Origin of the sequence: Minwuia sp. IMCC3060 (assembly GCF_029909435.1) — a bacterium.
Lineage (GTDB): Bacteria > Pseudomonadota > Alphaproteobacteria > Minwuiales > Minwuiaceae > Minwuia.
This window is the reverse complement of sequence record NZ_CP123782.1, coordinates 2,723,210-2,740,344: the sequence shown is the minus strand read 5'-3', so window position 1 is coordinate 2,740,344 and position 17,135 is coordinate 2,723,210. Positions and strand designations below refer to the sequence as shown.

Below are 17,135 nucleotides of genomic sequence, written 5' to 3'. Positions count from 1 at the left end.
TCAGGCTGCCTGGGCCGCGGCGTATGCCGCAACGGCCGGCCTGGCGCTGGTCTCGGTGGCCGTCTGCACATTCAGCGGACGCATCAGATTCAGACGCTCCAGCATGCGCTGCGGCTGGCCATGGACGCCCCGGATGACGAACTCCCCGCCGCGCATCTTCATGCGCTTGGCGATGTCAACCAGCAGCCCGAGGCCCGACGGGTCCATGAAGGAGACATCGGACAGGTCGATGGTGATGTGCTCGACAGAGATGTCCGTGATGGTTTCGACATGGCTTTCACATGCCAGGACCCCGATGGCGTCCAGCGGACCCTCGGGACGGAAGAACAGGGCACCTGGGGCGTCGAAGCGGAATTCAGTCATTGTCGGTCTCCTTGCGTGTTGGTTGAACCGACATTCGCAATGGCCGAGCCATGTTCGGATTTAAAGAAAATGTATATATTTCAATATGATATGGAGGGTGTGATATTGGCTATCACGCCGACCGCTGCGGAATGCAGTACCTATTGCTGCACTCTGGCCCACGCGTTCTGCAGTGCATGACGCAGCAGTTTCAGGCGGAGTGACGGCAATGCCATGTGGTCCTTCAGGCCGAATTCACCGGGGCGGCCGGGGAAGGCCAGCAGACCATCTCCGTTGCCCCCGAAGTTCCATGTGTCCTGGAAGATGTCGATGCCCAGCGGCACAAGCCGGTAGGTCTCGGTTGCCTCATAGTAGAGCAATCCGTCGACCCGGCCGGATATGGCACGCATGAAACGGAACAGCTGTGCCGCAGGGCGGTCGATCAGCAGATCCGCCAGACCGGTCGCCGGTCCTGCCAGTGGGACGGCATCGGGTACTTCGGCCCTGTTCGGACCGCAGGAACCCATGCAGGACAGATAGGTCCACAGACCGGTGTCGCGGTAATCGTGAAGACCGGGATGCCTGCGTGACTTCAGTCGATTGAAGACGGGCGCAAAGATGTCGACCAGTCCGTCGAGCCGCGCATCGCGGTCGGTGGTGACCATGACACGCACGCCCGGAGCGTGCTTGCGATAGAGGCGCAGATGGCGCGACAAGGCCTCGATATCCGTCGGTTCATCGGCTGCATAGACCCACGCCCGGCCTTCCAGTTCCTCGGCCAGAACCGTTCGCTGCAACGCTTTCAGATAGGCCACGGCATCGGGATAGCGGCTGGCGCGCGGGAACCCGACATGCCCGTTGATCGCGTGCGTCATGACGGTGTCGCGGAAGGAGCTGCCCGGCGGCCCGGCATCGAGATCGAGCATGCCGTTCCGTATCGGTGGAAACAGGACATAGCCCTGGATCGGCTGTATCCGATGCGCCTTCAGCAGGGCCGCGTAACCGGCAAGCAGTTCGGCCTCGGGGGGGCATCCGCCGTCCGGGCAGTGTCCTCTCGGCAGATTGGCCGGATTGATCCCGACGTGGAATGGCAGAGGCGCGCCGGGCCGGTCCTTGCGGATGACCTGACGTACCTGAACCTCCTGCGTGCCTTGCCGAAAGACGATCACCCGGTCCCGGTCGGATTTCCATTCGGCCAGCACCAGCCCGGAGGCGGCGCAGGTGGCGGCGGATCTCGGGACCAGTATCTCATGGAACGCGCCGGTCGCGGTGGCTTCATCGCTGGGGGTCACGGTGCGTATCGGCAGCATCTGCCAGAAGGTGACAGCGGCACCGACTGCCGTGATGGGCGTGCAGGGGCTGCCGATGGTGCTGAGGATGACAAACTGCATGTCGCCCCGGTGGGCCTTCCGGATTGTCGATTTCCGCCAGTCCTGGCTGAACGCGGGGCGCTCGACAGGATGCAGGACGGCCAGGGACTTCGCGCGCGCGGCGCTGGTGATCGACATCAGGGCCGCCAGCAGAGTGCCACCGAACAGGAGCCAGCGGGACATTCAGGAACGATCGTTTCCGATGCGGGCCGCGAGATCGCATGAGCCCGTCTCGGCAAAGGCATGGACCCGGGGTTCCGACGCCCGAAGCCCGGCAAGTGCCAGCAGCCGCCCGACGGTATATGCGGTGGCGGGGAACTCCTGACTGATGGTCCCGTCCAGCACATATCCCTGGACACCGGGCAGGAGGTCCACCGCCTCACCATTGCGGTGGAGCGACAGCAGCCAGATCTCGCCCAGACAGGCGCGGGCGACATACCGCTGCGCCTCATAGGGGCCACGGTTGCTGAGGGAGACTGTTTCGGCCAGCTCCGCAATCGAAGACGGCAGCGCGAGCGACGGGGCGGTGTCTGCCGGCACAGCAGAGGCTTTCAGGTAACCGCCTGCCACACCGAGCATGACGGATGCCAGAACCAGCAGGCTATGCAACGGGATGCGCATGTCGCCCTCCACGAAGACTGAAGAACGTGAGTGCGCCAACGGTGAATGCGGTCAGCAGCAGAACGATCTCCGCCCCGTCGCCATCGTGCAGCCAGTGATAGGCCTCCGGTGACCGGGCCATGATGCTCAGGCGCGCAACGTTGATCAGGACAACGGATGCACCGACCATTGTGGGGTACCAGAGTGGCGGCCTTGTGCCGTCTGCCATCAACCCGCGCGTCATCGCGAACCAGAAGAGCAGCGCGAGAGACAGATTGTTCCACGAACTGCATCCCGTCATCACGAACAGCCTGTGTCCGGACTCATGGACGACGACATTGCCTTCGATTCCGGCGATCAGGGTTGTCTGACTGGCGAGCCACCCCGCCAGGACGGCATCGAACTGCAGCAGCGGCTCGGCGAACAGGGTCGTCAGCATCCATGTCACCGGCGTTCGGGCACACAATGCAAGCGCGATGAGGAGACCCGCATGCGGAACGGCGGTGTTGCCGCGGTCCTGCACCAGCCGGGCAAGGAAGTAGATCGTTCCCGCAAGCCACGCGACCTGGGCAGAGGGCACGAGGCACAGGATGCTCACGAGCAGTGCCTGCCAGGCCGGGACCTGTCCTTTCGCTGCTGCCTGTCGCAGGCGAAAGGCAGCGAGACCCAGGGCGATCCAGACAACCGCGCTGACGCCGAACAGGTCCCCCGCCGCCAATGCCCATCCCTCATCGGCGACAATCGTCCGGGCTGAACCGACCATGGCGTTGAACGCCACGATGGAAAGCACAAGCAGATCGGAGACCCGGGTGGAAATTCTCATGGTGAGATCCTCACCGGTCCATGGCGGCGCGGTAGACCGCCAGCACATCGCCAAGACGTGCCTGCGCCGAATATCCTTCCATGATCCGCGCGCGCGCGTTCATCCGCATCTTGCGGCGGGTGTCTTCGCTGGCGTTCATGTGTGTCGCCAGGCGCCCGGACAGTTCATGCACATCGCCGGGCTCGGCGAGATAGCCGGTGACGCCGTCCTCGACAAGGCCGGGCAATCCACCAACACCGAATGCCGCGACCGGCACGCCGTGGGACATGGCCTCCAGCGCGGCCATGGGCAGGCCCTCCTGTCGTGAAGGCATGACCAGCAGGCCGAGGTCGGTCCAGCGATCAGCCATGCCGGGCACGCTGCCCACGACTTCCACGTTTCCCGGCGCCGATGCCCTGGTCTCGGCGTACATCGGGCCATCGCCGAACATGATGAACGGCATGTCAGCGTGGCGTTGGGCCAGCTCGAGGAAATGGTCGGGGCCTTTCTCCTGGCTCAGTCGGCCGACGAAGCCGATCTTCCGACCCGGGTTCCCGGGGCAGGGGGGCATTGCGACGAAGTTGTCTATGACGGTCGCGGTCCGGGGCAGGGACGCCGAGATCTCTGCCGAGACCGCGATGTTGGACGACCAGCGGGAGGTGAAGCGATCAAGCGCGGTGTAGGCGGCCAGTTTGCCGGTTCCGCGATCGCCATTGTGAAAGGTGGAAACGACAGGCAACCGGTGCCGTGGCCCGGTCAGCCGTCCCAGGATGCCGGCCTTGTATCCATGCGTATGAAGCAGGGTGGCGTGGTTGACCTTCAGCCATTGCGGCAGGCTGGCCCGCTCCCGTGTCAGTACGCGCACGGGCAGGCCGATGTTCCTGGCCTGGTCGTCCATCGGGTGTGGTCCGTGGTCGGCCAGGCGCAGGATGGTCGTGCGGACACCTGCGTTCAGCAAGGCCTGTCCGAGTACCAGGACATGCGTTTCGATGCCCCCGATTGCGCGGCTGTCCAGTGCCAGTACGACATGTTCCATGATGTGCGCCCCTTTGCGCATGAATGAACCTGTCGGTGGGATCGCAATCGGGGTGCCAGCCCTGGAGCCCGGAAAAGCTGCCTGACGGGGGATCAGGTACTGCATTTCGCAGCGGTCGACCACTGCAGCCGTTCAAATGGCAGTGGCAGCCGGACCCGTTCCGGCCTGGCCGGCCGCCGCACAATCCCGCGGAAAACCTCGACTCAACCGGTCTCCACGCCAACTGGCCAGCGGATTGCGGTCAGTGCGGCAGAAACCGACTGAGGAGCCGGACCATGTTTGACACACCACTTGAGATCGCCGTTGCCGCCAGCTCGGCACTGATCGTCTACCACCACGCCATCTATCCCAGGCTGGCCACATGGCTGGGCGACAACGGACCCGATACCCGGCCGATGCCCATCCGTAGCGCGCTGCCCCGGGTCACGGTTGTCATGCCCGCCTTCAACGAGGAACAGCACATCGCCGCGAAGATCAGCAACCTCGTCGGGCAGGACTGGCCGGCGGATCGGCTGCAGGTTCTCATCGGATGCGATGGCTGCACCGACGATACCGTCGAGATCGCCCGGCATGCGGCCTCCTGCCATCCGGATGTCTCGATCGGGGTCATCGATTTCAGCATCAACCGCGGCAAGGTCGCGGTTCTGAATGATCTCATCCGGCAGGCACGCGGGCAGATCATCGTCATTTCCGATGTCTCGGCACTCCTGCCGACAGACGCCATCAGCAGGCTGGCCGCCCATTTCGCGGACCCGTCAGTCGGCGCGGTCGGGGCCGGGTACAGCCCGGCCTGTGACACCACGGGCGGTGAGAAAGCCTATTGGGCCTATCAGAGCCGTATCAAGCAGGGCGAAGCACGGATCGGTGGTCTGATTGGCGCGCACGGCGCCTGCTACGCAATCCGGGCCGGGCTCTACCAGCCGCTGGGCCGGAGCGTGATCAACGACGACTTCCTGATCCCGATGCGGATTGCCCTGGGGGGATGGCGGACACTCTATGACGCTGACATCAGGGTCCGTGAGCTGCAGGCGTCGCCCGACAGCATGGACTTCAACCGCCGGGTCCGGATCGGGCGCGGCAATGCCCAGCAGCTTGCTGCCGTCCTGCCGCGCCTGTCCCTGCGCCGGGCAGGGCTGAGCTTCGCGTTCCTTTCCGGCAAGGGTGCACGTGTGGTCATGCCCTTCCTGATGCTGATTGCCCTCGCCGGATCGGCGATTGCTGCCGCTGCCGGGTCGGTGCCCATGACCATGCTGCTGGCCCTGCAGGCTCCAGCCTACCTGGCGGCGGCGCTGGCAACGCTGTTCCCGGCCCTGCGCCGGATCCGCAAGATCGAGGCGCTGCGTTATCTCGTGACGGGTCATGTGGCCTCGGCCATCGGCGCATTCCAGTTCCTCACCGGTCGGAAGCGGGGCGCCTGGCGCCGCGTCGCCGAGGCCTGAGAGGTTCCGTCATGACCATGCATTTCGTGATCAAGCCGGGGCGCAAAGACCTGCCCTTCAAGTCCCTGATGGCGGCTCTGTCCGGCCATCTCGCCACCGCGGACGGACTGGTCCGCATCGAACCTGTCACGGCGCAGAAACAGAGGAGCCTGCCATGATCGAAACCCATATGGACCGGGCGACACGGATCGGAAAGCGGAGTATCGATATTGCCGCCGCCGTCGTCGGCCTGACCCTGACCGCACCCCTGCTGCCGCTCATTGCGCTGGCAATCAAGGTCGAGAGCCCTGGCCCCATTCTGTTCCGGCAGGTTCGCGTTGGCCGGATGCTGGAAGACCGCACGGAGCTGTTCCAGATGATCAAGTTCCGCTCCATGCGTCAGGATGCGGAATCGGCCAGCGGTGCAGTCTGGGCCAGCAAGCGCGATCCCCGCATCACCCGCGTCGGCAACTTCATGCGCAAGACGCGGCTGGACGAAATTCCGCAGTTCATCAATGTCCTGCGCGGTGAGATGTCCCTGATCGGCCCCCGGCCGGAGCGGCCGGAGTTCTACAGCAGGCTGGAGGCTGCGATCCCGCACTACAGCAGCCGTACGTTCGGACTCAAACCCGGTATCACCGGGCTGGCGCAGGTCAGCCAGGGATATGATGAAACCATCGAGGACGTGCGCAGCAAGGTCATGTTCGACCATGCCTACGCCGTCCAGACCTTCCGTTTCAGCGACTGGTTGAGGAGCGATCTGCGGATCGTTGGCCAGACGCTGTCCGTCATGGCCCTGGGGCGCGGCCGATAGCTCCTCACACACCCCGACAGTCATGTCGGGGGCCGTGTCCCACAGCCGGCGGCGGGTCCTCTTGGCCGGAGACCCGCCGCCACCTCTGACCACAACCACGCATCTTTCCGCTGAGGAGCAGGATCATGACAATCACCCGAACCGCAAACTGGATACGCCGCCGCGAGGACCCGCTGGCGGACCGCCTCTACCGCCTTGTCAAACGCGCGCAGGTGCTCGACATGCCCGTGATGCCGGGCATCCACGCGACGCTCTATCACGCGCACCGCAGCCTGACGGGCATGCTGGGTGAGGTGACCCGGCGTCTCTACTGGACACCCATGTTCCGTTCCCGGCTCGACGGTACGTCGCGTCGGCTGCACATCGCCGGTGGCGGAATGCCCTTCCTGTCCGGCCCCGTGCGGATCACGATGGGTGACGATTGCCGCCTGTCCTCCGCCATGACCATTTCCGGTCGGGGGCGGAGCGCCGACCAGCCGCAGTTCATCGTTGGAGACAATGTCGGTATCGGCTGGCAGACCACGGTCGCCGTCGGGTCGAAGGTGGTCTTCGAGGACAATGTGCGGATCGGCGGGCGTGCCTTCTTCTCCGGTTATCCCGGCCATCCGGTGAACGCAACCGACCGGGCGGCGGGTCTGCCCGACACCGATGATCAGGTCGGCGACATCATCCTCCGCCGTGACGTCTGGCTGGGAACCGGCTGCACGGTGAATGCGGGGGTCGAGATCGGTGCCGGCACCATTGTCGCGGCAGGCAGCGTGGTCACGAAAAACCTTCCCGCGGGCGTTCTGGCAGGTGGCGTCCCGGCCCGCGTCATTCGCGAACTGGAACCCGCAGACAGGAGCCTGTCGTGATGGCTGCGCCGATGATCGTATTCGGGGAAGACTGGGGCGCGCATCCATCGAGCACGCAGCATCTGATGGCTCGCCTGGCAGCCGATCGCGAGGTGCTCTGGGTGAACTCGATTGGCCTGCGCCGCCCGAGACTGAACGCCGGAGACGCCCGCAGGCTGGTGCGCAAGGTTGCCTCCATGTTTCGCAAGGGTGAGGCAACGACGGCCCTGACCCCGCCCGAAGGAATCAGTGTCGCTTCGGCGAAGGCTGTTTCCTGGCCGGGTTCCCGGCTGGCGCGTCGGATCAATCGCCGGACAATCCCCGCCTCCCTGAAGCCCTTCACGGACCGGTTCGCTCCGGATCGACCGATTTTCTGGACGTCGCTGCCCAGTGCAGTGGATGTCATCGGACAGTTCAACGAGGCCGTCGTGATCTACTACGCCGGCGATGATTTCGAGGGACTTGCCGGTGTCGATCACAAGCCTGTCGGCGAGATGGAGCGCGAACTTGCAGACCGTGCGGACCTCATCATCGCGGCCAGTTCCACGCTGGCAGCCAAGTTTCCGCAGGCGAAGACAGTCATCCTGCCGCACGGCTGTGATCTGGAACGATTTGGCACGCCGGTGCCGCGTGCGCCGGATCTCCCGTCCGATCGCCCGGTGGCGGGCTTCTACGGCAGCCTTGCGGACTGGCTGGACTATGATCTGCTCCGGGATGCCGCCGTCGGATGCCCGGAATGGGATTTCGTCTTCATTGGCAATGTCTCGACGGACCTGCGGAAACTCTCACGGCTGACCGCCCTGCCGAATGTACGGCTGCTGGGTCCGCGTCCGCATGAGGCGCTTCCGTCCTATGTCCAGCACTGGCAGGCCTCCCTGCTGCCGTTCGTCGACAATGCACAGATCCGTGCCTGCAACCCGCTGAAACTGCGTGAGTACCTGGCCGCAGGCACGCCGGTCATCTCGACGGCGTTCCCGGCCCTGTCGCCCTATCGCGATCATGTCCGGACGGTCGCGACAGCATCGGAACTGACCGTCGCGCTGAGGGCTGCATTGTCGGACCTGCCCCCGACCCGTGCGGCACGGCAGGCGTCTGTCGCCGACGAGAGCTGGGACGCGCGTGCACAGGACCTGAAACGTCTGATCGACCGCGCCGCCGCTTGATCCTGCACCGCTGCAAATCGGGTCACCCGTTGCGCGATGCAGTGGGGGCGTCGCTGTTCTGATTCGTCAGTTTCTTTGATTTCAGTGGGTTAGCTGTCGGAACACGGCTTGCGATGTCAGGCACGTGTGATGAGGAGACCTGACATGATCAAAGCAGCATCGAGATTGCTGGCCGTCGCCATCCTTGGGATGACAACGACTGCCTGCGTCGGGATCAGCAAAGGCAATCCGCTGTCCCTTGTTCCGGCTTCCGAGCTGGCCCTGATCAAGAATTCCGCCCCGAAGAACGGCAAGAAGATCTCCGTCGAGGACATGCTGGCGAATGCGCGTGCATCGGACGGCAAGGGGGAGAAGACCGCGCCGACCGTCAGCAATCTGGACCTGGCCTGGGCTGGCGATTCCACCGAACCTGAGCCCGGCCATCTGATCAGCCTCGGCAACTTCGTTGCCGCCGCGCCAAAGACGAATGTCACTATTTCCTGCGCTTCCTCACCGGATGCCGAGGGGCTGAGGGCGCATCGCCGTGCGCTGGCCGTCAGGCAGGTGCTGAATGTGCTGGGCGTCCCCACCCAGGTGATACGCGATGCCGCTGTTCCGACCGGAACCCTCAGGCTGGTGCGCGGAGGCCGCGCGGCATGAAGGACGAATGGCGTGTTCTAATCCGTCTGTGGACCCAGACGGCATGGCGGCTGCGGTACCTGATCTGCGCCTTGCTGATCCTGCTGCCGATCATTGGCGGGGTCGCGAGCCAGCTCCGGTCACGGACCTACGAGACCCACATGTCGATCCTGATCCAGGAAGCGGCCAAGCATAATCCGTTTCTGGAGGACCTTGCCGTCGAGACCCGGGTGAAAGACCGGCTGTCGGCGCTCAACGCGCTGCTGCACAGCCGTCACATCCTGCTGGGCGTCGCAGTTGATCTGGAATGGGTGGATGACAGCAGCGACGACGCCACGCGAGAGCGTATCGTGCAGCAGCTGTCAGAGGCTGTCGGCCTTCGTCTGGTCGGCGATGAGCTGATCGAGCTCACCTATCGCCAGTCGTCGTCCGTGGATATCGACAAGGTGCTGATGGCCATTGCCCGGCGCTTCATGGAGAAGGTGCTGGCGCCTGAGCGGTCATCCATTGCCGGGTCGGTGGCCTTCCTGGAAAAGCAGCTCGCCGAGAGCGAGGCCGCACTTCTGGACGCCGAGGCCGCGCTCAGCGCACTCAGGTCCGAGAACGCCGACAACCTGCCGGATCTGCATGCCGGAAATGTCCGGCGTCTCGCGGACCTGAAGAGCGATCTTTCCCTGCGCGAGGTCGCGCTGGAGGGGGCGCGAGCCTCACTGGTCGACATGCAGCGCCGTCTGGCTGGGGCAAACCCTGTCGTCCTCAATATCGAACATCAGATCGTGCAGGTCCGCACGGAACTCGCGGCCATGAAATCGCGGTATACCGACAGCCATTCCGCTGTTGTGGCCGCTGAACGGCGCCTGTCCCGACTGGTCGCGGAGCGCGATGCCCAGGTCGATGCCGCCCGTCAGCTCGACCTTTCGCGGATTGAGGAAATCTGGGGCGCTGCCCTGCGTGGCACCGAACCGGAGAGCGGGTTGCAGCAGTTGCTGGTCAGCCAGGTCGAGGGGCTGCGCGCCGCACGCTCCAGTCTCGTGCAGATGGAACGACAGGTCGAAGTTCTTCGCGACGAAGTGCGGGTCATGGAACAGCAGACAGCGGGCTTCAGCGACGTACGGCGGGATCTGGAGCGGCTGGAGCGGGATGTAAGCGTGCGCCAGGACGTGCATGAGCGGTTGCTGAAGCGTGCCGGGATGGCGCGGGTCACCGGTGCACTGGGCCAGTTCGAAGCCCCGGAGCGCGTCAAGATCATCGATCTGCCGACTGTCCCTCAGCGACCGAAGGGTCTGCCGGCGCTGGCCTTCATCATTGCAGGACTGGTCGCGGCCATTGGCGCCAGCGTCGGCGCGGTCGCCCTGGCAGAGATTCTCGACAACTCGATCCGCACGGCCGCCCAGGCCGAGGCGTTGGGCCACCCGGTTGTCGCGGTGATGCCCAGGATTCCTTCTCTCACGAACGACATTCAGAACCTGTCGCAACTGCGACGGAAGGAGATTGCCGCATGAAGACCAACGTACAGATCGTGCAGCACATGCGGCCGGGCGGTATCGAGTGCCTGGCTCTGGATCTGCTCTCCACCCCCCCGTCAGGTGACCGGGGCCTGCTCATCAGCCTTGAAGGCACGATGGAGGAGGCGGTCGCCAACTGGCCGCGCTTGCAGCAGTACTCCGGTCGGCTGGTCTTTCTCGACAAGAAGCCCGGCACAAGCCTGCGCCTGATCTGGCGGCTGGCACGGCTGCTCTCGCGGGAGGGGGCGGATGTGGTCCATACCCATCACGTGGGTCCGATGATCTATGGCGGGATCGCGGCACGGCTGGCCGGTGTCCGTCGTCTGGTCCATACCGAACATGATGCGTGGCATCTGCAGGATCCGAAGCGTGCCCGGCTGGTTCGCCGGATCTGGAAACTGGTCAATCCCAGGCTGGTCGCTGATGCCGAACTGGTTGCGGATCAGGTGGCGCGGCTGGCGCGGATTCCGGTGGATGCGGTCATCCGCAATGGTGTCGATCTGCTGCGCTTCCGACCCGGTGGCCGGACGGCAGCCCGGGCCGCACTGGCGCTGCCGGCAAGGGTGCAGATCGTTGGACTGGCTGGTCGGCTGAACAAGGTGAAGAACCAGAGTGCCGCAATCCGCGCCCTGGACCAGATGGCGGACACTGCGGTGCATCTGGCGATTGCGGGTGACGGAGAGGAACGCGCCGCACTGCAGCAACTCGCGGATACCCTGGGTCTGTCCGACCGGGTCCACTTCCTCGGACACCTGGACGGCGTGGAACAGTTCTACCGTGCCATCGACTGTCTCTGTCTGCCTTCGCATTCCGAAGGGTTTCCCCTGACCCTGATCGAGGCTCAGGCCTGCGGACTGCCGGTCGTGGCGACCCGTGTCGGCGGTGTCCCGGAAGCTGTCTGCCCGGAAACGGGCCGGTTGGTGGAAGCTGGCGACATCGGGGCGCTGTCCGAAGCCCTGACCGCCGCGCTGCAGAATACCGACCCCTCCGTCGCCCGTCGCTTTGCCGAGAGCCGCGGGAGTCTGGACCGGATGCTGTCGGCCTATGGCCAGGTAATGGCCTGAGGTACCGGCATGACACTCGATCCCAAACTGCAGATCGCAACAGCGTTCAGCCTGGGCCTTCTGGCGCTTGCGGCGACCGTGGCGATGCCTCACCCGGTGGTCGCGCCTGCACTGGCCGTGCTGCCGGTCCTGATGATCGTCGCCATACGTCAGGCCTGCGTGCTTGGGATCCTGTTCGTCGCCTTTTCCTTCTTCCGCCTGCACGAGGTCGTGCCGCAACTGATGCCGCTGAAGCTGCCCCTGCTGCTGGCATTGGGCGTTCTGGGCACGCTGGTCTGGAACCTGGTGTTCCGCAGGACGACCACATACTGGGACGGCCTGTTCACACCTTTTCTCATCTTCTTCGGGCTGGTCACCATCGGGGTGTTCGCGGGCACGAACACCGGCAATGCCTTCGGTTACTGGAAGGATACATACGTCAAGATCGCGATCATGGTCTTTGCGCTGGCCTGGCTGCTGCGCAAGCCTGCGGACTTCTCGAAACTGCTGCTGGTGATGCTGGCATCTGCTGCACTGGTTGCGCTGGTGGCATTGCAGAACAAGGCTGCGGGGATCGGCCTGGTAGAGGGCACCCGGGTCACCATCGGGCGTGATATCGGCTCCATGCTGGGTGATCCGAATGACCTGTCGCTTGTCCTGCTGTTCGGCGCCGGGTGGGCACTGGCGGCGGCCGATACCGCCGGGCTGGGCCGCATGCTCCGGATCGGCGGCGTGGTGATCTTCGTGCTCATTGCCTGCGCCATTGTCGCCACCCAGAGCCGTGGCGGTCTGCTGGGCATTGCCGCTGTCATTGGTGTCTTTGCCTCCCGCCGGGTGAAATCGAAACTGCTGCTGGGTACAGCCGGGGTCCTGGCCATGGCGGTGCTGTTCGCGGTGGCCGGTATTGACGACCGGCAGTCCGGCGGCGCGCATGAGGAGGGCATCGACGAATCCGCGATGGGCCGGATCTATGCCTGGCAGGCGGCCATCGGCATGGCGCTTGCCAAGCCGCTGTTCGGTGTCGGCCTCGACAATTTCTACTTCAACTACTACCTCTTCAGCCCGCATTGGGACGGCAAGAACCACGCCGTGCATTCGACCTGGTTCGGCGTCATCGCAGAGACCGGCCTTCTCGGATTTGCTGCCTTCGCCACGATGGTCGTGACACTTGGTCTGTCCGCGTTCCGGGTCCGGGATACCCTGCTCGCGCGGTCCGACATACCCCCGGTCATGCGCGCAGCCGGCAGCGCCCTGGTCGGTGGCTTCACGGGGTTCTGTGTCAGCGGCACCTTCCTCACCCAGGGTTTCGTCTGGCCGATCTACGTCATGCTCGCGCTGGCCATCGCCTTGCGTCACTACCTGCGCAGCCATGGCGAACCGCAGTGGCTGACCGGCGCGGAATGCAGCGATCCGGCCGGACCGATTTCCAACTTTCTGAAAAACAAAGCAGTTTCCAGAGGCATGGCTCTTGCGCCACGACCCTGGACAACCAGTGGAGACAGGAAATGAAACGTCTGACGATTGCGGCTTCGGCGGTTGCCGGGCTCTTTGCGGCGACATCGGCGCAGGCCCAGCAGGTGCCGGAAGACATGACGAACATCGGTGTCGGCCAGGACATCCTGGAAACGGTCTCGCGGCAGTTGCCGGAGAGCCAGGCCGTGGGGGCCGAGTTTCTGAATGAAGCCTACTATCCCAGCCTTCGTCTGGATGACGCCTCCCATCTGGCCGTGACCTTTGTCAGCGAAGGCGCCGGGTATCGGAACTCGGTTGGCTATTTCACCTATCAGGACAACGCCTTCGACGGACTGACGTTCGGCGATATCGACATCAACGGGTCCGGAAATATCGGCTTTGCCGAGATGCAGTCCTCCGGTGCCGTCGATGACATGGGTGTCCTGTTCAGCAATTTCTCGGGGGCAGGGTCCGGGGGACTCCTTCAGGCAGGTGACACGACGGTCATCGGTGGCGGTAGCATCAACCTGACCGACGACAGCTGGACCATGACCGGCGACAAGATCTTCGAAGCGGGCACCAACGTCGGTTTCTTTCTGATCGCGAACGGCTGGAATGGCAGCGGCGTCAATGGCGTCGATAATCTCCAGGACCATCCGTCCTTTGCGAACGGCAAGAAGGGTAACGGCAAAGGCGTCGATAATCTCCAGGACCATCCGTCCTTTGCGAAGGGCAAGAAGGGTAACGGCAAAGGCGTCAGCGGCAAAGGCGTCAATAGTCTCGAGGACAATCCGACCTACTGGTCGATGGATTTCCTGAACCCGGAGAATGACGCGGACGCCACGGTCGATGATGTCAGCCGCAACACCCGGCACCTGGCAATGCTGAATGTTGTCGATGCCAACCAGGTGGTGGTCGGCTTCGAGGACCTTAACCGCCTTTCCGGCGACAATGACTTCAACGACGCCGTGTTCATCGTCCGCTCTGACCCGGCCGACGCCCTGCAGAATTCGAACATTCCCAAGGTCAGCGCCGCACCGGTCCCCGCCCTGGGCGCAGGTGTGGGGGGGTTGGCGATGGCCATCATCGTGGGCTTCGGCGCGGTCCGGCGCGGAAAGTCGGCGTGATGCTTCGCACCCTGTCCGCCAGACTGCCCCCGGGCCTGCAGCAGACCCTGCTGTATGCCTTCTCGATTCTGGTGGCGAAGGGGGTGTCTTTCGTCATGGTGCCGGTGTTCACCCAGTTCCTTTCGCCGGAAGACTATGGACGACTGGATATCCTGCAGACGCTTGCGGACCTGCTGTCCGTGGTCGTGGGACTTGGCCTGGCGGACAGCGTCTACCGGTTTGCCGGATCCGCCCGGGGCGAGGCCGAACGGCGGAAGGCCACGGCCTCGATCTTCGGGATCGCCATGGCATCCGGTCTCATCTTTCTGGCCGCCGGCCAGATCGCGGCACCATGGATCACCATCGCGTTGCCGGGCGGCATTGCCACCTCCGAGACGCGCCTGCTGCTGATCAGTCTGGCTGCCTCCGGCCTGATACTGGTGCCGCTGGCCTGGCTGCGCATGAACAACCGGGCCGGCATCTATGCGATTGCCAGTGCCGGACGCTCCGTGATCCAGGCAGGTCTGGCGACACTGATGCTGGTGCTGGGTTTCGGCGTCTGGGGTGTTCTGCTCGCCGGCATGATCGCCTGCATGGTGCTGGCAACGTCTCTTGCCCTCTATCAGTTGAGGCAGACTGGCATGACCATCGCTGCTGCCCGCACCCGGGAACATGTCGCCTTTGGCGGTCCCCTGGTGCTGGCCGGCGCTGCCGCCTTTGTGCTTGGCAGTTGCGACCGATGGATCCTGGCCGCCTTTGTGGGTGTCGAGGCAGTCGCGATCTACGCCGTCGCGGTGAAGTTCGCGCTGATCGTGGCGATGGCGGCACAGCCTTTCGAACTCTGGTGGCTGGCCCGAAGGTTCCCCATGCTGAACGGCCCCGACGGTGAGAAGCGTGTCGCGGTCGCGGCCGGCACGGGTGTCGTCTGGACCGTGCTCTGCGGTGTCGGTGTGGCCGCAACGGCCCCGACCGCCATTCGTCTGATGACGCCCGAGGCCTATCACGCGGCGGCTTCGCTGGCGCCATGGCTGTGCGGGATTGCCGTGCTGCATGCAGTGACGGGTATCCTGAACATCGGCATCTACTCAGGGCGCACCGGCTGGGACGCGTTCCGGGTCGAGGCCACCATCGCCGTCATCGCTCTCGCCCTCTACTTCCTGCTGATCCCGGAGCTCGGCGTGACCGGGGCGATCCTGGCCACCGCTGTCGCGCAGGTCGCACGGCTCTCGCTGGTGGTCTGGCTCGCGCAGAGGCGGCGGCGGTTGCCCTATCGCCTCGGGCGCCTGGGTCTGTTGTTGGCAATGGGCGGCGTCGCGGTCGCCGTCATCGGACAGCAGACGGATCCGCTTTCCGAAGTGCTCATGGGCACTCTGGCCCTGGGTATCATTGCAGGCTCCGGCCTGCTGCTCGGACTGGCCCCTGATGCGCTTGTCCGGAAACTACTTGCCCTGTTTCCGTTTCTCCCAGGCCATCTGCTTGCGGTAGATGGTCGAGGTTGAGATGTCCAGGGCCCGCGCCGCCTGTGTGATGTTGCCATCGAACTTCTCGATCGCGGCGTCGATGGCCATCATCTCCAGTTCCACGAGCGGACGGACGAGAATGTCCCGGGCATTTGCCGTCGTCGCTGCGTCCTGACCCGGAACGGCTGCCGGTGCAGCAGGCATCGGCTGCGGTGCGTAGGCGGCACCCGGGGCTGGCTGTGGGGCAAGGGGTTGCGGAACCGGTGCCTGCGGCAGGCGCGGCAGCATTTCAGGCGTCACGAGTTCTCCGTCATGCAGCACGACGATGTTGCGAACCACATTCTCCAACTGCCGCACATTGCCCGGCCAGGGATAGCTCTGGATCATGGCCATCGTGTCGTCGGTGAAATCCCTGAACGACTTCTTCTCCACCGCGCCATAGTCCCTCAGGAACCGCCGGGCCAGCATTGCCATGTCCGTTGCGCGTTCCCGCAGCGGCGGCATCTCGATGGGGACCACATGCAGCCGGTAGTACAGGTCTTCGCGGAACTTGCCACGCTGCACGAAGTCGAGCGGATCCTTGTTCGTGGCGCAGACGAACCGGATGTCCGTGGGACGGTCCCTGGAATCACCCACCCGCCGATAGGTGCCGGTCTGGATGAAGCGCAGCAGCTTGGCCTGCAGATCGAGGTCCATCTCGCAGATCTCGTCGAGGAACAGCGTGCCTCCGTTGGCCTCCTCCGCCGCGCCCACATGATCCGAGATCGCACCGGTGAATGCGCCCTTCCGGTGGCCGAAGATCGACGATTCCATCAGTTCACGGGGAATGGCCGCGCAGTTGATGGCAACGAAAGGTCCGTTGCGACGCTCGCCGGTATTGTGGATGGCGCTGGCACAGAGCTCCTTGCCCGTGCCGGATTCGCCGGTGATGAACACAGGCGCATCGGACCGGGCGGAGGCTTCGATCAGCGCGAAGACATTCTTCATCGCCGCCGACTCACCCAGGAATCCGGAAGGCCCCCGTTTCGGTTTCGCAGCACCGGCATCTGCCGTTGCGGCGGCATCCACAGGGTCCGAAGCAGGTGCAGCTGCCGCCCTCTGGCGACGGGCGAGTGTGGCCTCGCAGGCTTCCCGCAATTTCTTGGGGCTGCAGGGTTTCACGATGAAATCCATCGCGCCGAGGTGCATGGCATCGACCGCGGTCTTCACGGAACCCTGCCCGGTCAGCACGATTGTCGGGACCAGCCTGTCCTGATCCGTCATCTCGCGCAGCAGGTCGAGGCCATTGCCGTCCGGCAGGCGCACATCCAGGATCATGAGGCCGAACGAACTCTCGCCGATCAGCTGCCTGGCCTGCTTCAGGGTATCCGCCTTGGCAATGTTCCGGAAACGGGGCAGCAGCCCCTGTTCGTAGAGCATGGCACTGGCCGGATCATCCTCGACCATCAGGATGGGGGTGTTGTCAGTCATGTTCTGCTTCTAGGTCCACGGTCGACTCCGGTCAAATCAGATGCTGCCGGCCTGTTCCCCCGGGGACTCCGCACCTCTGCGTCAGCGCTGGGAAGCAGTTCCG

At 64.5% G+C, this 17,135-nt stretch carries 17 protein-coding genes; 11 read left to right on the top strand and 6 right to left on the bottom strand.

What is annotated here, in order from left to right; genetic code table 11:
* From QGV54_RS12860 to QGV54_RS12840, 5 genes are all read right to left on the bottom strand, one after another.
* Positions 1–363 (bottom strand): STAS domain-containing protein, encoded by a 363-nt coding sequence (locus tag QGV54_RS12860; protein WP_281016417.1) that lies wholly within the window; start codon positions 361–363, stop codon positions 1–3.
* Positions 364–503: 140 nt separating this feature from the next.
* Entirely contained in the window at positions 504–1,895 is a 1,392-nt protein-coding gene (locus QGV54_RS12855; RefSeq protein WP_281016418.1) for a glycoside hydrolase domain-containing protein, read from the bottom strand.
* Entirely contained in the window at positions 1,896–2,333 is a 438-nt protein-coding gene (locus QGV54_RS12850) for a hypothetical protein (RefSeq protein ID WP_281016419.1), read from the bottom strand.
* A complete protein-coding gene (locus QGV54_RS12845; protein ID WP_281016420.1) occupies positions 2,314–3,135 on the bottom strand; it encodes a hypothetical protein in 822 nt (273 codons plus the stop codon). Before QGV54_RS12845 ends, QGV54_RS12850 begins: the two co-directional genes overlap by 20 nt.
* A 10-nt stretch (positions 3,136–3,145) precedes the next feature.
* Complete coding sequence (locus tag QGV54_RS12840; RefSeq protein WP_281016421.1) at positions 3,146–4,150, bottom strand: glycosyltransferase family 4 protein; 1,005 nt, start codon at positions 4,148–4,150, stop codon at positions 3,146–3,148.
* 275 nt (positions 4,151–4,425) lie between these two features.
* On the opposite strand from QGV54_RS12840, the gene QGV54_RS12835 reads away from it, so the two are divergent.
* The 11 genes from QGV54_RS12835 (at position 4,426) to QGV54_RS12785 (ending at position 15,601) form a co-directional block, all read left to right on the top strand.
* Positions 4,426–5,589, top strand: a complete 1,164-nt coding sequence (locus QGV54_RS12835) for a glycosyltransferase family 2 protein (RefSeq protein WP_281016422.1) — start codon at positions 4,426–4,428, stop codon at positions 5,587–5,589.
* 11 nt (positions 5,590–5,600) lie between these two features.
* Positions 5,601–5,747 (top strand): hypothetical protein, encoded by a 147-nt coding sequence (locus tag QGV54_RS12830; protein WP_281016423.1) that lies wholly within the window; start codon positions 5,601–5,603, stop codon positions 5,745–5,747.
* Positions 5,744–6,382: a sugar transferase gene (locus QGV54_RS12825; protein WP_281016424.1), complete on the top strand. Its 639-nt coding sequence runs from the start codon at positions 5,744–5,746 to the stop codon at positions 6,380–6,382. Before QGV54_RS12830 ends, QGV54_RS12825 begins: the two co-directional genes overlap by 4 nt.
* 125 nt (positions 6,383–6,507) lie before the next feature.
* On the top strand, positions 6,508–7,236 hold the full coding sequence (locus QGV54_RS12820) for an acyltransferase (protein WP_281016425.1): 729 nt from the start codon (positions 6,508–6,510) through the stop codon (positions 7,234–7,236).
* Complete coding sequence (locus QGV54_RS12815; protein WP_281019933.1) at positions 7,236–8,378, top strand: glycosyltransferase; 1,143 nt, start codon at positions 7,236–7,238, stop codon at positions 8,376–8,378. The genes QGV54_RS12820 and QGV54_RS12815 overlap by 1 nt, the downstream gene beginning before the upstream one ends.
* 144 nt (positions 8,379–8,522) lie before the next feature.
* Positions 8,523–9,017, top strand: coding sequence for a hypothetical protein (locus QGV54_RS12810; protein WP_281016427.1), 495 nt, complete (start codon positions 8,523–8,525; stop codon positions 9,015–9,017).
* Positions 9,014–10,498: a hypothetical protein gene (locus QGV54_RS12805; RefSeq protein WP_281016428.1), complete on the top strand. Its 1,485-nt coding sequence runs from the start codon at positions 9,014–9,016 to the stop codon at positions 10,496–10,498. Before QGV54_RS12810 ends, QGV54_RS12805 begins: the two co-directional genes overlap by 4 nt.
* Positions 10,495–11,565 (top strand): glycosyltransferase, encoded by a 1,071-nt coding sequence (locus QGV54_RS12800; RefSeq protein WP_281016429.1) that lies wholly within the window; start codon positions 10,495–10,497, stop codon positions 11,563–11,565. The genes QGV54_RS12805 and QGV54_RS12800 overlap by 4 nt, the downstream gene beginning before the upstream one ends.
* Positions 11,566–11,574: 9 nt before the next feature.
* Positions 11,575–13,053, top strand: coding sequence for an O-antigen ligase family protein (locus QGV54_RS12795; protein WP_281016430.1), 1,479 nt, complete (start codon positions 11,575–11,577; stop codon positions 13,051–13,053).
* Positions 13,050–14,123 (top strand): DUF4114 domain-containing protein, encoded by a 1,074-nt coding sequence (locus QGV54_RS12790; RefSeq protein ID WP_281019932.1) that lies wholly within the window; start codon positions 13,050–13,052, stop codon positions 14,121–14,123. Before QGV54_RS12795 ends, QGV54_RS12790 begins: the two co-directional genes overlap by 4 nt.
* Positions 14,123–15,601 (top strand): lipopolysaccharide biosynthesis protein, encoded by a 1,479-nt coding sequence (locus QGV54_RS12785; RefSeq protein ID WP_281019867.1) that lies wholly within the window; start codon positions 14,123–14,125, stop codon positions 15,599–15,601. Before QGV54_RS12790 ends, QGV54_RS12785 begins: the two co-directional genes overlap by 1 nt.
* On the opposite strand, the gene QGV54_RS12780 is transcribed toward QGV54_RS12785, so the two are convergent.
* Positions 15,542–17,032 carry a sigma-54 dependent transcriptional regulator gene (locus QGV54_RS12780; protein WP_281016432.1) on the bottom strand — a complete coding sequence of 497 codons (1,491 nt, stop codon included), beginning with the start codon at positions 17,030–17,032 and terminating at the stop codon, positions 15,542–15,544. The two genes, QGV54_RS12785 and QGV54_RS12780, sit on opposite strands and share 60 nt — an antisense overlap.
* Between the last annotated feature and the right edge of the window lie 103 nt (positions 17,033–17,135).

What these genes read in the sequence shown, in the direction of transcription:
- QGV54_RS12790 (WP_281019932.1), top strand. Translation starts at nt 13,050, where the DNA reads ATGAAACGTCTGACGATTGCGGCTTCGGCGGTTGCCGGGCTCTTTGCG.
- QGV54_RS12815 (WP_281019933.1), top strand. Translation starts at nt 7,236, where the DNA reads ATGGCTGCGCCGATGATCGTATTCGGGGAAGACTGGGGCGCGCATCCA.
- QGV54_RS12810 (WP_281016427.1), top strand. Translation starts at nt 8,523, where the DNA reads ATGATCAAAGCAGCATCGAGATTGCTGGCCGTCGCCATCCTTGGGATG.
- QGV54_RS12850 (WP_281016419.1), bottom strand. Translation starts at nt 2,333, where the DNA reads ATGCGCATCCCGTTGCATAGCCTGCTGGTTCTGGCATCCGTCATGCTC.
- QGV54_RS12830 (WP_281016423.1), top strand. Translation starts at nt 5,601, where the DNA reads ATGACCATGCATTTCGTGATCAAGCCGGGGCGCAAAGACCTGCCCTTC.
- QGV54_RS12855 (WP_281016418.1), bottom strand. Translation starts at nt 1,895, where the DNA reads ATGTCCCGCTGGCTCCTGTTCGGTGGCACTCTGCTGGCGGCCCTGATG.
- QGV54_RS12795 (WP_281016430.1), top strand. Translation starts at nt 11,575, where the DNA reads ATGACACTCGATCCCAAACTGCAGATCGCAACAGCGTTCAGCCTGGGC.
- QGV54_RS12825 (WP_281016424.1), top strand. Translation starts at nt 5,744, where the DNA reads ATGATCGAAACCCATATGGACCGGGCGACACGGATCGGAAAGCGGAGT.
- QGV54_RS12820 (WP_281016425.1), top strand. Translation starts at nt 6,508, where the DNA reads ATGACAATCACCCGAACCGCAAACTGGATACGCCGCCGCGAGGACCCG.
- QGV54_RS12800 (WP_281016429.1), top strand. Translation starts at nt 10,495, where the DNA reads ATGAAGACCAACGTACAGATCGTGCAGCACATGCGGCCGGGCGGTATC.
- QGV54_RS12835 (WP_281016422.1), top strand. Translation starts at nt 4,426, where the DNA reads ATGTTTGACACACCACTTGAGATCGCCGTTGCCGCCAGCTCGGCACTG.
- QGV54_RS12805 (WP_281016428.1), top strand. Translation starts at nt 9,014, where the DNA reads ATGAAGGACGAATGGCGTGTTCTAATCCGTCTGTGGACCCAGACGGCA.
- QGV54_RS12840 (WP_281016421.1), bottom strand. Translation starts at nt 4,150, where the DNA reads ATGGAACATGTCGTACTGGCACTGGACAGCCGCGCAATCGGGGGCATC.
- QGV54_RS12785 (WP_281019867.1), top strand. Translation starts at nt 14,123, where the DNA reads ATGCTTCGCACCCTGTCCGCCAGACTGCCCCCGGGCCTGCAGCAGACC.
- QGV54_RS12780 (WP_281016432.1), bottom strand. Translation starts at nt 17,032, where the DNA reads ATGACTGACAACACCCCCATCCTGATGGTCGAGGATGATCCGGCCAGT.
- QGV54_RS12845 (WP_281016420.1), bottom strand. Translation starts at nt 3,135, where the DNA reads ATGAGAATTTCCACCCGGGTCTCCGATCTGCTTGTGCTTTCCATCGTG.
- QGV54_RS12860 (WP_281016417.1), bottom strand. Translation starts at nt 363, where the DNA reads ATGACTGAATTCCGCTTCGACGCCCCAGGTGCCCTGTTCTTCCGTCCC.